Genomic DNA, 12,866 nt, shown 5'->3' with positions numbered 1-12,866 from the left:
TATTCTCTGTTTTACTCTCTTAATCTTCATAAAAATTATTTATAAACTCCTCAATATCATTCGCTAAAAAATAAACATTGCTCATTTCATTAGGATTCTCTGTTTCCTCCTCATGATCCCAAAAGTAAATATTATCAGAGTTATCTTCATTTATCGAAACACAAATTGCATTCCCACTAGGATCACTTCCAATTGGAATAAAACCATCAGGCAAACGCTCATCATATATTTCTATAAAGTCTTGTAAATTTTCATAAATATCACCTAGACCAAAAAAGGAATTCAAAACGCTTGCACCCTCATTTTCTGATATAAAGAAAGTACTAGGCTCTGTTTCACCACCGTTAGTATCCTTTAAAAAATCTCTATACACTTGCGGTAGAACAAATTCATTTATTGATTCAAATTTTTGAATATCTTCTTCACTTACTTTTCCATTAGGATTTGATAATTTCATCATCCATTCACATCACTTTCACTGATTGTTTTTCAAACTCACTCCGCCTTTATGGCTGAACTCTGCATGGACTTTCATATCCACAAGCATCATCGTTTTTCCATCCTCCATATGATGCCATGTATAGCCAGATGGCGCTTTATTAAGAGCTGTTACTGGTGGAATGGAGTCTTTATCTAGGCCAGCCTGTATATTAGCCGCTTTATAGTCATTCGGTCTACTAGTTGGATTAGCAAACTCAATTTGAACTGGTCTAACTGCCGGATGTCTATACTCTGAAAAATCAGGATACCCGTTCGGATACTTCACGGTTTGCCCTTTTGTATTAGTGTAGCTCCATGTGCCTTTTCCATCAATCGAAATACTTCCACCTTTTTTTATCCACTTATCCGGTACAGGAGAGTTCATCGGCTTTGTCGCCATCAATTTCTTACTGAATGTTTTCATTTCAGCATCTTTAGTCACCTTGATTTTCATGTCACTTTGTATCTTGCTTAAATGACTGCTAGAAATCTTCCTGCCACGACCTCTTAATACAATACCGCCAATAATGACGCCCGAAATGATAGAAAAACTCTGCGCCTGATTAATACTTTACTTTGATGTGAGTATTGATTACCTGCTTGATCGAACATCCAAGAAGAAATGAAAATATAAGAGCCACACCATATAGCGATTTCATTATCGGTACATGCTGTGGCTTTTTTATTATTACTCATAAAAACTTCCTTCGCATGAACATTCTATGCACACGAAGAAGTTCCAAAATCAATTTATAGTACTATATCTTGGTAATCCACTTCTTCTACTTTTTCATCTTCAATTCGAACACCCACACCATTATCTATATCCCAAGTGCAATCACAAACTAAACCTACCCTTCTCACGCCGTTCTTCCTAACGCGTCTAACGATTAATTGTGTAGGAATTACTAGCTTCCCTAATTCCTCAACTGTACTAATCTCAGGGGCAATTCTGTCCGCCTCGACTTCACCAGCCATATCTCTGTATTCCTCAAAATTATCTTCATAATATTCTAGAATATCTAGTTCTACAGCACTCATAATTTCATCCATTTTTGCCATGAAATTTGTATATGCTTCACGTTGAATTGGCGAGAAATCAGCATCTTCTTCCCCATCAATACTCAAAATGATATCATGTTTTTTTTCAAACATTACAATTGAAGTTTTTCCACTCCAGTACAAGTCGAATTCTATTTCGCCAAATAAATCATCATTTATCTTCGTCACTTAAATCTACTCCTTTGATCTTAGGTTAATATTATATTCTCCCACGCCACCAAGATGTTTATAGACACCATTTATTTTACTAGGAACTAACTGGATTGTCTCTAAATCATTTAACTCATGCCATGTATACTTATTGTCTTCTCGCCAATCTGCTACGTCATTGGCTGTCCACTTTTCCTTACCTTTTGACCATTCTTCCGCTAACAATTTATCAGCAGCAGCAAAATTTTTCTTCCTATCATTCGTCATGTTTGTTAGTTTAATTTCCCCTTTAGAGAATGGTGAAAAATCAGGCATTGCCCCTTTATATTTTACTCCTGCAAGTTTTGTCTCATCCAAAAACGGCTTCACTTCTGGTTTGCTGGATATAAATATAGAATTTCCACGTGAGCCTTTCCACTCCCCATAATTTAATGGGGTTTTCTTTACTCTAACATCGAAACTACTGTATTTCGGTTTTACATCATAACCTTTTGTATACTTGAATACTTCCTTCATATTTACATCTGTGTATATTGTATCAAAGGTCTTCTTAGGTACTTTAATGCTCCGACCTCTCATCGCAACCATACCAGTTATAACTCCTTGCAATAATGGAGAAGCTTTGCATCTTGGTTAATGGTTGTTCTGGATTCAGCATATTGATACCTTTGACCGCATTAAGCATATAATCGGTCATAAAGTCGCCTGATTCTTCATCTGCTACCTTGATTGTACCATCTTTTATGGCATCGTTGTAGGCAATGGTTGCTTTGGCGCTTTCTTGATTGGTGATGCCATTCTTGCTCAGTACCCAATAGCTGCCTTCTAATGTTTTTGTGTAGTCCTCAAAGTTATATTGCTTCGGCTTTTTCTCCGTTACCAAACCATCTAGCCAGCCCATATGTAGTGCTTTTGTATTAAAAGTATGACTAACGGTATTAAAGGCTTTACTGCTTTGAATTTCTGCTAAGCCCTGCTTCACTTGATACAGCTTGCTTAGCACATCCTGCATCACATTTTGGTGACTCATGTCAAAATCAAGATAACGTTCAATGATTTGCATTTCGTGTTGTAATTGCCCCATCGCCGTTTGCATCCCTAATTGCATGCCGATTTGTTGTCCTAACGAAGAACCGCCAGCCATCGATTTCATTTTTACTAATAAGTCTTCATAGCGATTTTGGCATTTTCGGACTTCGGCTTGGAGTTCTTGTAATTCATCGGAATCAATTCGCGCATTCATCGATGGGTCCACCTGATTATGAAAATCGGTGGTGTATTTCTTGAGAATTTCTTCGGCATCCGTCATACATGCCTTGGTTGTATCGATAATTGGATAGTGTACCGTTTGGTAGTAGTTCTTCGCGCTGTCTGCGATTTCCCCTTTGATGTCACCATCTTCAATTATTTTCGCGACTGCTTTTCGGTAATTCGTTAGTGCGTTCTTTAATTTCTGAGACTCTCTTAAAAACTGCTCGACAAAATAACGTACTTCGCCTATATCAATGCGTGGCATCCGCTTTCGCCTCTTTCGCTCGTTCGACGTCGGCTTTTGCTTGTTTGTGCTCTGCTTGGAGTTGATCATCTAAGTTGTAGAGTTTCTTTTGCGTCATGCGTTGTTCCTGCGCTAAATCGAAGGCAATCGCACCTAATTTGTTCTCTGAGTAATTTCCGCGCCATGCATTTCCAATTCGTGAAAGCAAATCATCTTGTTGGCGTTTTAACTGCCTAAATTCACGCTCTACATCTTCTAATTCCCGTTGTTTCTCGATACTCCTTCGTACTGCTTCCTCCTGCTGTTTCATCCCTTCTTTTCACTCCTCATGTCTGTTTTTATTTCTCTAAATGAAGCGCCTTACTCCACATATCCGCCATCGCTTTCTCGGAGGCGACAAATGCCTGCTCGACATTTTTCAGGTTTTGCACATCCTTGTTAAAGGCTTCTGGCATCGCTTTAATCATGTGTGCCGCGTCCATACTGCTTTGTACCAGTTGGCGTGCCGAACTCGTTGAATAAGACATCGTTGGTTGTAGTTTGAACGATATATCATTCGCGCTACTGCCAATCTCTTTCGCGTGCTCGGATAAACGCCCGCTTGGTAATTGGATTTTCTTTGACATCGCTTTACTTCCCTTCTAGCTGGGTTTTTCGTACAATATTTAGTTCTAGAAAACATATATTATTCCTAATTATAGCACTCGATATTGGGATAGTAAAACGGATTTTTGACACTTGAGAAACAAAAAAAGAGCCGAAACCCTATAAAAGGATTCCTAACTCTTTCGCTACTTATTCCCACTCAACAGTCGCTGGTGGCTTACTCGTAATATCATAAACAACGCGATTCACATGCGCAACTTCATTCACGATCCGCGTCGAAATTAGCTCCAACACTTCCCATGGAATTCGTGCCCAGTCGGCTGTCATGCCATCGATCGAGGTTACCGCGCGGATTACAACGGTATGATCATACGTACGGCCGTCGCCCATCACGCCTACACTGCGGATGTTTGGTAATGCCGTGAAATATTGCCAGATTTCGCGATCAAGTCCGGCATTCTTAATTTCTTCGCGTAAAATATAGTCTGAATCGCGGACGATTTCTAGTTTCTCTTCGGTAATCTCACCTAATACGCGTATTCCTAATCCTGGTCCTGGGAATGGTTGGCGCCACACAATTGCGTCGGGCATTCCTAACTCAAGTCCCAATGCGCGAACTTCGTCTTTAAACAGCGTATTTAATGGCTCAATTAATTGGAACTGCATGTCTTCTGGCAAACCGCCAACGTTATGGTGGGACTTAATTGTCTGTGCCGTCGCTGTTCCACTTTCAATAATATCCGTATAAAGTGTTCCTTGTGCTAGGAATTCAACGCCGTCCAGTTTCGTCGCTTCATCATCGAAAACGTAGATGAACTCATTGCCAATTGTTTTACGTTTTTGCTCAGGATCAGAAATACCAGCAAGTTTTGTCATGAAGCGTTCTTTAGCATCTACTTTAATAATATTCATATGGAAATCACCGTATAGCGTATCCATCACTTGTTCTGCTTCGCCTTTACGTAGCAAACCGTGATCGACAAAAATACATGTTAGCTGGTCACCAATGGCTTTGTGGATTAACACGCCAACTACAGAGGAATCTACGCCGCCAGAAAGGGCCAAGAGTACTTTTTTATCGCCGACTTGTTCGCGGATTTTGGCAACTTCTACATCAATGAAATTCTCCATTGTCCAGTCGCCTTTACAGCCACAGATGTTTAGCGCAAAGTTTTTTAGTAGCTCATTACCGTGAACGGAATGTTGTACTTCTGGATGGAATTGCACGCCGTACATATTGCGGTCTTCGTTTGTAATCGCGGCAATTGGGCATGACGGACTTGTAGCAGTTACTTCAAAGCCTGCTGGTTCTGCAACAACAAGATCGCCATGGCTCATCCAAACGATTTGTTCAGTTGGTAGGGCTGCGAAAAGACGGGATGGTTTCTCAATATTAATCGTTGCTTTGCCGTACTCGCGGTCTTTTGCGGGCTCTACTTTTCCAGCAAAATGGTTGGTCATTAGCTGCATGCCGTAACAAATACCAAGGATTGGAATGCCCATCTCAAATAGATCTTCGTCGCAACGGAACGCGCCTTCATCGTAGACACTGTTCGGGCCGCCGGAGAAAATAATCCCAGTTGGATTGAGTGCTTTCATTTCTTCTACAGTGATTGTATGTGGATGCAACTCGCTGTATACGCCAAATTCGCGAATACGACGTGTAATCAATTGGTTATACTGACTGCCAAAATCAAGAACGATAATTTTCTCTTGCTCTGTAAAATCTTTCATATTCCTTCACAAAACCCCTTTAAAATTTATTTATGTAAATTGCGCGTGGTTCAAGTGCTTCTCTTTATTGTAACGTCTGGTCTTCATTCTTGCAATAGTAATATTAGAGATTCATCAATGTCAGCGCTTGCTTTAAAATAACATCTCCGCGCATCCTTCCAAACGACAGAGAATCAATATTAGCACACGGTATTTCGAGTTTATTCAGAACGGTTTCGGCGTTTTTGAAAAGATATTTGACTTGTGGAGAAACGAGAACCGCATCGACTTTTGCATATCCTTGAAGGCGCGTGGTCGTCACCATACCAATTGGACCCATGATAACGACAAGGTCTTTGTTTTGATGTGATTCGAAGCGGTTATATTGAAGGTCTTCTGGAAATAAAAGTGCTGCGCTCATACCTTGTTTCGTTGCTTCTCTCACAACATTTTGCGCCATCAAGCTCGACGTTGCCCCTCCTGCGCAAACGATGAGTAATTTTTTCATCTGCTACCTTCCTTTCTATCGAAAAAACTGCCCTTTAATGCAAGAGCAGTTTCATAAAATTATAATCCTTTTCCACCGACAACATCCATGCTTACACTTTTTTCGATGGATTCGATAAGCGGTTTTGCACGCTCGATTACGGCTTTTACTTCCTCGTTGTCAAGCGATGCTTTGTGGTGTCCAGAGTCTGTCCAAACTTCTGTCACGATAACTGTATCTGGATCGTCTTCGTTGACGCTAACAACATACTGAATGCAAGCGTTATATTTATCAAGCACTGTCGCTGCCTCAAGTAAAATATTAACGAGCGCTTTCCTGTTTCCTGGGTGAGCTTTGAATTTAGTGATTAAGCCAAATGCAATTTTCATTGTCATCTCCTCCTAAAACTAGTTTTTCCAAAAGTCATCAAAGATTGTGATTGCCATATGGCGCTTATGTTGCGTTTTTAAATACCAATTTTCGATTTGAATCGCGATTTCATTGGGGATTTTTTTGCCTTCCAAATAGTCGTCGATGTTGTCATACGTAACACCGAGCGCTACTTCATCAGGCAGGGCTGGTTTATTTTCTTCTAAGTCGGCAGTCGGCTTTTTCAGATAGAGATGTTCTGGACAACCGAGCGTCTTTAAAAGTGCCTTTCCTTGGCGTTTATTCAAGCGAAACAACGGGTTAATATCCGTTCCGCCATCACCGTATTTCGTATAAAAACCAGTCACAGCTTCCGCGGAATGATCGGTTCCAACAACAGCGCCATGATTCATCGCGGCAATGCTGTACTGCGCTTTCATCCGTTCACGTGCCTTTTCATTACCTTTTGCAAAATCCGAAAGTTCGATATCTGCGGCCAGTAATGTCGCCGTGCTAGCATCAACTGCATCCTTAATGTTGATTGTTACAACGCGATCTGGCTCGATAAAATCCAGTGCATCCTGACAATCGGCCTCATCAAATTGCGTACCATATGGCAGGCGAACAGCAATAAATTGATAGGACTCATCCCCTGTTGCTTCGCGCAGTTCACTGATGGCAATTTGCGATAATTTGCCGGCAAGCGTTGAATCTTGCCCACCAGAAATACCGAGCACAAGTGATTTGATAAAAGGATATTTCGTCAAATAGGCCTTTAAAAACTCCACACTTTTGCGGATTTCAGCGGTTTCATCAATTTTTGGTAACACGTGCATTTCTGCAATAATCTGTTTTTGTAAACTCATTCTCTTGCCCCCTTCACTTACTCAAAATGGAATATCAAAATTAACCGGCGAATGTTTTTGTACGGTTTTACGAACGTTTTCGATATTTTGCATTTTGTTTTTCCAACATTTCACGCTTAAATCTACAGGGTATTGTTCTGGTCGCACAGTCCGTTGATATTCATCCCACAGCAAGGCTAGATTTTCTTCTTTATACTGGCGGGTTTGTTCTAAAGATGGTCTTTGGTATACTAGTTCCCCTTTTTCGTAGATTGGAACCAATAATTCTTTTGCGGTGAAATTTTTGACCTCTTTTGTAATATATGTGTGGACTGGGTGGAACATTGTTAGCGTGTCAACGCCTTCTAATGACTCGTTTTCCAAGCAAATATAGTCACCTTCTGCTTTTGGTCCATCTTCATTTGTAATGATGCGGTACACTTTTTTCTTGGCCGGTGTCGTCACTTTTTCGGTGTTGCTGGAAAGCTTGATCGAATCTTGTAAAATATCATTTTCATCGGCAATCGCGACAAGTTTGTAAACTGCACCTAGCGCCGGTTGATCGTAAGCCGTAATTAGCTTCGTGCCAACGCCCCACGCATCGATTTTCGCTTTTTGTGCTTTGAGGTGGAGAATCGTCGTTTCGTCTAGATCACTCGATGCAAAAATTTTCGCGTCAGGAAATCCTGCTTCATCAAGCATTTGGCGCGCCTTTTTAGATAGGAAAGCCATATCGCCACTATCCAAACGAATGCCGATAAAATTAATCGCATCGCCCATTTCTTGTGCAACTTTAATCGCGTTTGGAATACCTGATTTTAGCGTATCATACGTATCCACTAGGAAAATCGAATCTTTGTGCGACTCAGCATAACGCTTGAACGCATCGTATTCATCGCGATAAGCTTGCACCATTGCGTGCGCCATCGTTCCCGAGATTGGAATTCCGAACGTTTTGCCAGCGCGCATGTTACTCGTTGAATCGCAACCACCGATATAAGCCGCACGTGCGCCCCAAAGTGCTGCATCCATTTCCTGTGCACGCCTCGTTCCAAATTCTGCGAGTGATTCGCCTTCCACGACATTTTTAATCCGTGCCGCTTTTGTCGCAATTAACGTTTGAAAATTCACAATGTTAAGTAGTGCCGTCTCGATTAATTGCGCCTCTGCAAGGTTTGCCTCTACTTGGATGATTGGCTCGGTTTTAAACACAAACTCGCCTTCTACAACTGAGCGAATCGTCCCAGTGAACCGGAAATTTTTTAGATAATCTAGAAATTCCTCTTCAAAAATCGTTTCTTCACGTAAGTAAGCAAGGTCCGTATCCGTAAACCGCAAATTCTCCATGTAATCAATAATACGCTCAAGCCCAGCAAATACGCAGAACCCCGTATCAAATGGCATGTCGCGGAAAAAAACTTCAAAAACAGCGCGGCGTTCGTGCATATTATCATCCCAATACGCCTTCATCATATTAATTTGATACAAATCAGTGTGCAATGTCTTACTATCATCTGGAAATAAAGTCATACTCCATACTCCTGTCTATGTTTTCTTATAAAACATCATAGCTTAAATTTCAAATAAAAGCTAACTAAAGGAGTCTCATTTAACTTTTTCTTCTTCATTGGCATCCGAATGGAACGAATGCTCACTCCGTTCTCACTCATATTGGTAATCTTAGGAATAATAATACCATTCCTAAGATTACCAACAAAGAAACGCTGGTAGCAATATGTCAGCCACCAGCGCGTAATCCTCTACAAATTAAAACGGTATCCCGCGCCCCAAATTGTCTCAATCATTTCAGCATCTGCGCCATGGGTCTCCAATTTCTCCCGAATCTTCCTAATATGCACGACAACCGTTGACACATCTCCGGCAGCTTGCATCCCCCATATTTGCTCAAAAAGTTGTTCTTTATTCCAAACGCGATTCGGCCGCTTTGCCAAGAATATGAGCAAATCAAATTCCTTCGTCGTAAAAATAATTTCTTGATCTTCTAGAAACGCTTTTCGACCGTCTAAATCCAACGTCAAATTACGCACTTCTAAAAGCTCGTTTTGTGTTTCCTTATCACTTTTTACTAAACGCTCGTAACGCGCCAAGTGAGCCTTCACACGAGCCACTAGTTCACTTGGACTAAACGGCTTTGTAATATAATCGTCTGCGCCTAAACCAAGTCCACGAACCTTATCAATATCCTCTTTGCGTGCAGAAACGAGCAAAATCGGCACTTCTTTCTCTGCCCGGATGGAACGACAAATATCAAATCCACTCATATCCGGCAACATAATATCAAGAATAATCAAATCGAAATCCTCCCCTAGCGCTCGCTCAAGCCCTTTCGCCCCATTTCGCTCAATCATCACTTCCATATCATTGATTTCCAAATAATCACGCTCTAATTCCGCAATTTCCAGCTCATCTTCCACTAACAAGATCCGCTTCATCATTCATCCACTACTTTCCTGTTACATCGTAATTTAATCGAAACACTCGTACCGACTCCAAGCTTACTTACAGCCCAAATTTCGCCACCATGCTCTTCTACAATCTGTTTTGCAATCGACAAGCCTAGTCCACTGCCCCCTGTTGCAGAATTTCGTGATACTTCCTCCCTATAGAAACGGTCAAAAATCACTTCTTGCCCATCATCAGAAATTCCCATGCCATTATCATGAATTGTGATTATCGCATCCATTTCACGTTTTTCAAGCTGAATCTTGATATTTGCCTGCTCTTTATCCATATATTTAATACTATTTTGAATTAAATTCTCTAAAACCCGCTTCAATTTATCGCGATCTGCTTCAACCACCAATTTCTCCTCAGGAACGATTACCTCAAAATTTGCTTGTTCAAAACTCCATTCCGATTCTTCCGCCACTTGTGATAATAAAGCATTTAGATCCACATCTCTAAAATAAAATGGTTCTTTATGCAAATCAAGCTTAGAGAATAAGAATAACTCATCAATCAAAGCATCCATATCTTTCGCTTTCGCATGCGCAATTTCCAAATACTTCGCTTGTTTTTCTGGTGTATTCGCAACACCATCCTTTATCCCTTCAATATATCCAACAATTGATGTAATCGGCGTTTTTAAATCATGTGAAATATTCGATAGCAATTCTTTGCGATTGTTCTCATATTGTTCTTGGACTTCTAGCGATTTTTTTAGCCTGATTCTCATCTTTTCGAATGTCGTAATAAGCGTCGAAATTTCATTTTTTCCTTTGGGTTCTTCCATTTCGAAATCTAGATTACCAGCCTCAATCTTTTCTGCGCCTTCTTTCAGATGAACGATAGGCCGTATCACACTTCTGGCAACAAAGTAACTAAGCAACCCAATCACCAAAACACCAAATAATAAAACCGCTCCGATGATAAGCGCGCCCCATTTCTGTAGTATCTCTGTATAGGAGTTCTCTGATTGAAGCACCATGACACTGCCTTCTGAACCGTCTGAATAAAGATAGTCAAACTTAATATAACGAAACAAATCCCCTTGATTATCAATCGTTCCACGCATATTTAAATTATTTATTTCATAGTTAGGCTGGTGCACAAGCAATGATTTTTTAGATAAGTCTGCAGACGAATACACAATTGTATCATTTTTCCGCACCACAATCTGCACACTACTTTTCTCTAGCGATTCAAAATTCTGATATTCCAACAACTGATCTGGCGTACTTTTTGCTAACATTTTCAGCTCTAAAAAAGCATTTTCTTCATCTGTTGAAAGCGGCCGTTGAAGCGTTGCTGCTTTGTATAATTGTCCCGGCGAAGCGCCTGTCAGCGTGTATACACCTAGAAAAAAAGCCGAGATTAAAAAAGTTCCCGTTAAGATGATAACTGCAATATAAGATAGCATAAAGCGTAATTTAATGGACATACTCATTTCCTCATTTCGTCTCACTCTACACCAAGCATATAGCGAAAAACAGTTTTTCACAAGATGTTTTAGTGCAATTTAAGGAACTTTTAAGATTCGATACAAAAAGCCACGAAAAACAGTTTTTGAAAACACCATTCTTCGCGGCTTTTGAATTTATCGTAAGTCATCTTTAATTTTAGTTGTTGAGATACCATTTGTTCTCGGTAAATAAACGACTTCACAGTAATCTTTCAGGAAATCAAATTCACCCTTCCAATCGTCACCCATCACAAAAATATCAATATCATGATCCTTCACATCTTGAATCTTCTGCTCCCAATGACTCTCTGGAATCACTTCATCAACATAACGAATCGCTTCTAAAATTAGTTTACGGTGCTCGAAACTATGGTAGGCCTCTTTATGCTTTATCCGATTGAATTCATCCGTCGAAATTGCCACAACTAAATAATCTCCTAGCGACTTTGCACGCTCAAGAAGCTTGATATGACCCCAATGTAGCAAATCAAATGTGCCGTATGTAATCACTTTTTTCATGAAAACACCTACTTTCCTAGTCACTAGTATAGCAAGAATAGGCGCATTTCGCTAGCTTATTCTCGCTCCATTTCCTCCTGTAAGAAGGTCACAAAACGTTTGCTCGACTCACCATCTGAATATTTATTCCATCGCGCGCTAAATGCTTGCACCACTTCTGCATTCATTGTTGGCTCTTCCATTGCAGCAATAATCTCAGCAGTTGTCCTACACAGCGTACCCGGAATTTCCTCCAAATATCCATCTGCCAAACCACGACTATTATCGTACGCATCCAAATCATACGCAAAGAAAATCATCGGCTTCTGCAAAAAGGCAAATTCAAACGGTATAGAAGAGTAGTCAGTAATCAACACATCCACCATCGGCAAAAGCGTCTCAAGCTCCGTCTCTTTCTCAACATACACACAAAAATCATCGTTTTGCTTTGGCAAATCTGCTAACATCGAAGGATGCAACTTCAACAAAAGTTGGTACTGATCAGCAAACTTCGCCTTCATCGCAGCAACATCAAGATGCAACTTCGCCTCTGCCAATTCTTCATCTCGATACGTCGGTGCATACAAAATCACTTTTTTATCCTTGATTCCGTACTTCGCCAGTCCAATACTCCTGTTTTGCTCCAAAGCCACTTCATCAAAATAATAATCCGTCCGTGGCACGCCCAGTTTCATCAACTGAGAATCGTCTACTAAAAACGAACGCTTGAAAAGTTCTCCCATCTCATCCGATCCAACAACAATCTTGGAAAAAGTCTTATACACCGCTTGAAAACGTTTTTTATCCGAATCTGAGCGTTTTTGCGCAGCCTTATCTTCCCAACCAAATTTCTTCAGCGCACCATTCGCATGCCAAATTTGCACACATTCCATCGAGTCACGCCACGTAACACCTGCCAATTCTGGAAAATAATTATCCGTCACGACAACTTTTGCGGTACTCAAATGAAACATTAGCCGAATAAGATTCCCGTTTGTTTTTGGTAAAGAACGCATGAAATTACGTGCCATGCCATCTACATTCAAACGTGGATCGTAAAAAACAATCGTTTCAGGGGTAAAATGCGATTTCTCCATCTCTCGCAAAATCGCTGCAGGATTTTCCGGGAAACTAATCAACATCACCACTTTTTGCTGCACTGGAAAACGACCAAATACAACGCCTAACACTCGAACCAACATCATATAAAGCTTTATCGCTACATTTTTCATCATTAAC

At 40.5% G+C, this 12,866-nt stretch carries 16 protein-coding genes; all 16 read right to left on the bottom strand.

Going from position 1 to position 12,866, the window contains the following annotated elements:
• Positions 1 to 19: 19 nt before the first annotated feature.
• On the bottom strand, positions 20 to 460 hold the full coding sequence (locus R8925_RS08545) for an SMI1/KNR4 family protein (RefSeq protein WP_430535467.1): 441 nt from the start codon (positions 458 to 460) through the stop codon (positions 20 to 22).
• Between the two features lie 15 nt (positions 461 to 475).
• On the bottom strand, positions 476 to 934 hold the full coding sequence (locus R8925_RS08540; protein WP_430535466.1) for an HNH endonuclease: 459 nt from the start codon (positions 932 to 934) through the stop codon (positions 476 to 478).
• Between the two features lie 296 nt (positions 935 to 1,230).
• Complete coding sequence (locus R8925_RS08535) at positions 1,231 to 1,710, bottom strand: DUF6985 domain-containing protein (RefSeq protein WP_430535465.1); 480 nt, start codon at positions 1,708 to 1,710, stop codon at positions 1,231 to 1,233.
• Positions 1,711 to 1,716: 6 nt separating this feature from the next.
• The gene (locus tag R8925_RS08530) at positions 1,717 to 2,280 is read right to left on the bottom strand and encodes an HNH endonuclease (RefSeq protein WP_430535464.1); all 564 of its coding nucleotides are present in this window, start codon (positions 2,278 to 2,280) and stop codon (positions 1,717 to 1,719) included.
• A complete protein-coding gene (locus tag R8925_RS08525) occupies positions 2,252 to 3,208 on the bottom strand; it encodes a T7SS effector LXG polymorphic toxin (protein ID WP_430535463.1) in 957 nt (318 codons plus the stop codon). The genes R8925_RS08530 and R8925_RS08525 overlap by 29 nt, the downstream gene beginning before the upstream one ends.
• The gene (locus tag R8925_RS08520) at positions 3,195 to 3,497 is read right to left on the bottom strand and encodes a hypothetical protein (protein WP_430535462.1); all 303 of its coding nucleotides are present in this window, start codon (positions 3,495 to 3,497) and stop codon (positions 3,195 to 3,197) included. Before R8925_RS08520 ends, R8925_RS08525 begins: the two co-directional genes overlap by 14 nt.
• Positions 3,498 to 3,525: 28 nt before the next feature.
• Complete coding sequence (locus R8925_RS08515; protein WP_430535461.1) at positions 3,526 to 3,813, bottom strand: TIGR04197 family type VII secretion effector; 288 nt, start codon at positions 3,811 to 3,813, stop codon at positions 3,526 to 3,528.
• A gap of 169 nt (positions 3,814 to 3,982) precedes the next feature.
• The gene (gene guaA, locus R8925_RS08510; RefSeq protein ID WP_430535460.1) at positions 3,983 to 5,527 is read right to left on the bottom strand and encodes a glutamine-hydrolyzing GMP synthase; all 1,545 of its coding nucleotides are present in this window, start codon (positions 5,525 to 5,527) and stop codon (positions 3,983 to 3,985) included.
• A gap of 103 nt (positions 5,528 to 5,630) precedes the next feature.
• Positions 5,631 to 6,014 (bottom strand): PTS sugar transporter subunit IIB, encoded by a 384-nt coding sequence (locus R8925_RS08505; protein ID WP_430535459.1) that lies wholly within the window; start codon positions 6,012 to 6,014, stop codon positions 5,631 to 5,633.
• A 59-nt stretch (positions 6,015 to 6,073) separates the two neighbouring features.
• Positions 6,074 to 6,382, bottom strand: coding sequence for a putative quinol monooxygenase (locus R8925_RS08500; protein ID WP_430535458.1), 309 nt, complete (start codon positions 6,380 to 6,382; stop codon positions 6,074 to 6,076).
• A gap of 18 nt (positions 6,383 to 6,400) precedes the next feature.
• On the bottom strand, positions 6,401 to 7,228 hold the full coding sequence (gene nadE, locus R8925_RS08495; protein WP_430535457.1) for an NAD(+) synthase: 828 nt from the start codon (positions 7,226 to 7,228) through the stop codon (positions 6,401 to 6,403).
• Between the two features lie 21 nt (positions 7,229 to 7,249).
• Entirely contained in the window at positions 7,250 to 8,737 is a 1,488-nt protein-coding gene (locus R8925_RS08490; RefSeq protein ID WP_430535456.1) for a nicotinate phosphoribosyltransferase, read from the bottom strand.
• 230 nt (positions 8,738 to 8,967) lie between these two features.
• Positions 8,968 to 9,660 carry a response regulator transcription factor gene (locus tag R8925_RS08485; RefSeq protein ID WP_430535492.1) on the bottom strand — a complete coding sequence of 231 codons (693 nt, stop codon included), beginning with the start codon at positions 9,658 to 9,660 and terminating at the stop codon, positions 8,968 to 8,970.
• A complete protein-coding gene (locus R8925_RS08480; protein WP_430535455.1) occupies positions 9,660 to 11,108 on the bottom strand; it encodes a sensor histidine kinase in 1,449 nt (482 codons plus the stop codon). Before R8925_RS08480 ends, R8925_RS08485 begins: the two co-directional genes overlap by 1 nt.
• 156 nt (positions 11,109 to 11,264) lie before the next feature.
• Complete coding sequence (tagD, locus tag R8925_RS08475) at positions 11,265 to 11,648, bottom strand: glycerol-3-phosphate cytidylyltransferase (protein ID WP_430535454.1); 384 nt, start codon at positions 11,646 to 11,648, stop codon at positions 11,265 to 11,267.
• A gap of 56 nt (positions 11,649 to 11,704) precedes the next feature.
• Entirely contained in the window at positions 11,705 to 12,859 is a 1,155-nt protein-coding gene (locus R8925_RS08470) for a CDP-glycerol glycerophosphotransferase family protein (RefSeq protein ID WP_430535491.1), read from the bottom strand.
• Positions 12,860 to 12,866: the final 7 nt, after the last annotated feature.

Origin of the sequence: Listeria rocourtiae subsp. hofi (genome assembly GCF_963575615.1) — a bacterium.
Taxonomy (GTDB): Bacteria; Bacillota; Bacilli; order Lactobacillales; family Listeriaceae; genus Listeria_A; species Listeria_A hofi.
This window is presented reverse-complemented; position numbering and strand designations above follow the sequence as displayed.

Bases quoted from the DNA above. Each gene is read 5' to 3' on its own strand.
- R8925_RS08545 (WP_430535467.1), bottom strand. From the start codon at position 460: ATGATGAAATTATCAAATCCTAATGGAAAAGTAAGTGAAGAAGATATT.
- R8925_RS08540 (WP_430535466.1), bottom strand. From the start codon at position 934: ATGAAAATCAAGGTGACTAAAGATGCTGAAATGAAAACATTCAGTAAG.
- R8925_RS08530 (WP_430535464.1), bottom strand. From the start codon at position 2,280: ATGGTTGCGATGAGAGGTCGGAGCATTAAAGTACCTAAGAAGACCTTT.
- R8925_RS08525 (WP_430535463.1), bottom strand. From the start codon at position 3,208: ATGCCACGCATTGATATAGGCGAAGTACGTTATTTTGTCGAGCAGTTT.
- R8925_RS08520 (WP_430535462.1), bottom strand. From the start codon at position 3,497: ATGAAACAGCAGGAGGAAGCAGTACGAAGGAGTATCGAGAAACAACGG.
- R8925_RS08515 (WP_430535461.1), bottom strand. From the start codon at position 3,813: ATGTCAAAGAAAATCCAATTACCAAGCGGGCGTTTATCCGAGCACGCG.
- guaA (WP_430535460.1), bottom strand. From the start codon at position 5,527: ATGAAAGATTTTACAGAGCAAGAGAAAATTATCGTTCTTGATTTTGGC.
- R8925_RS08505 (WP_430535459.1), bottom strand. From the start codon at position 6,014: ATGAAAAAATTACTCATCGTTTGCGCAGGAGGGGCAACGTCGAGCTTG.
- R8925_RS08500 (WP_430535458.1), bottom strand. From the start codon at position 6,382: ATGAAAATTGCATTTGGCTTAATCACTAAATTCAAAGCTCACCCAGGA.
- nadE (WP_430535457.1), bottom strand. From the start codon at position 7,228: ATGAGTTTACAAAAACAGATTATTGCAGAAATGCACGTGTTACCAAAA.
- R8925_RS08490 (WP_430535456.1), bottom strand. From the start codon at position 8,737: ATGACTTTATTTCCAGATGATAGTAAGACATTGCACACTGATTTGTAT.
- R8925_RS08485 (WP_430535492.1), bottom strand. From the start codon at position 9,660: ATGAAGCGGATCTTGTTAGTGGAAGATGAGCTGGAAATTGCGGAATTA.
- R8925_RS08480 (WP_430535455.1), bottom strand. From the start codon at position 11,108: ATGTCCATTAAATTACGCTTTATGCTATCTTATATTGCAGTTATCATC.
- tagD (WP_430535454.1), bottom strand. From the start codon at position 11,648: ATGAAAAAAGTGATTACATACGGCACATTTGATTTGCTACATTGGGGT.
- R8925_RS08470 (WP_430535491.1), bottom strand. From the start codon at position 12,859: ATGAAAAATGTAGCGATAAAGCTTTATATGATGTTGGTTCGAGTGTTA.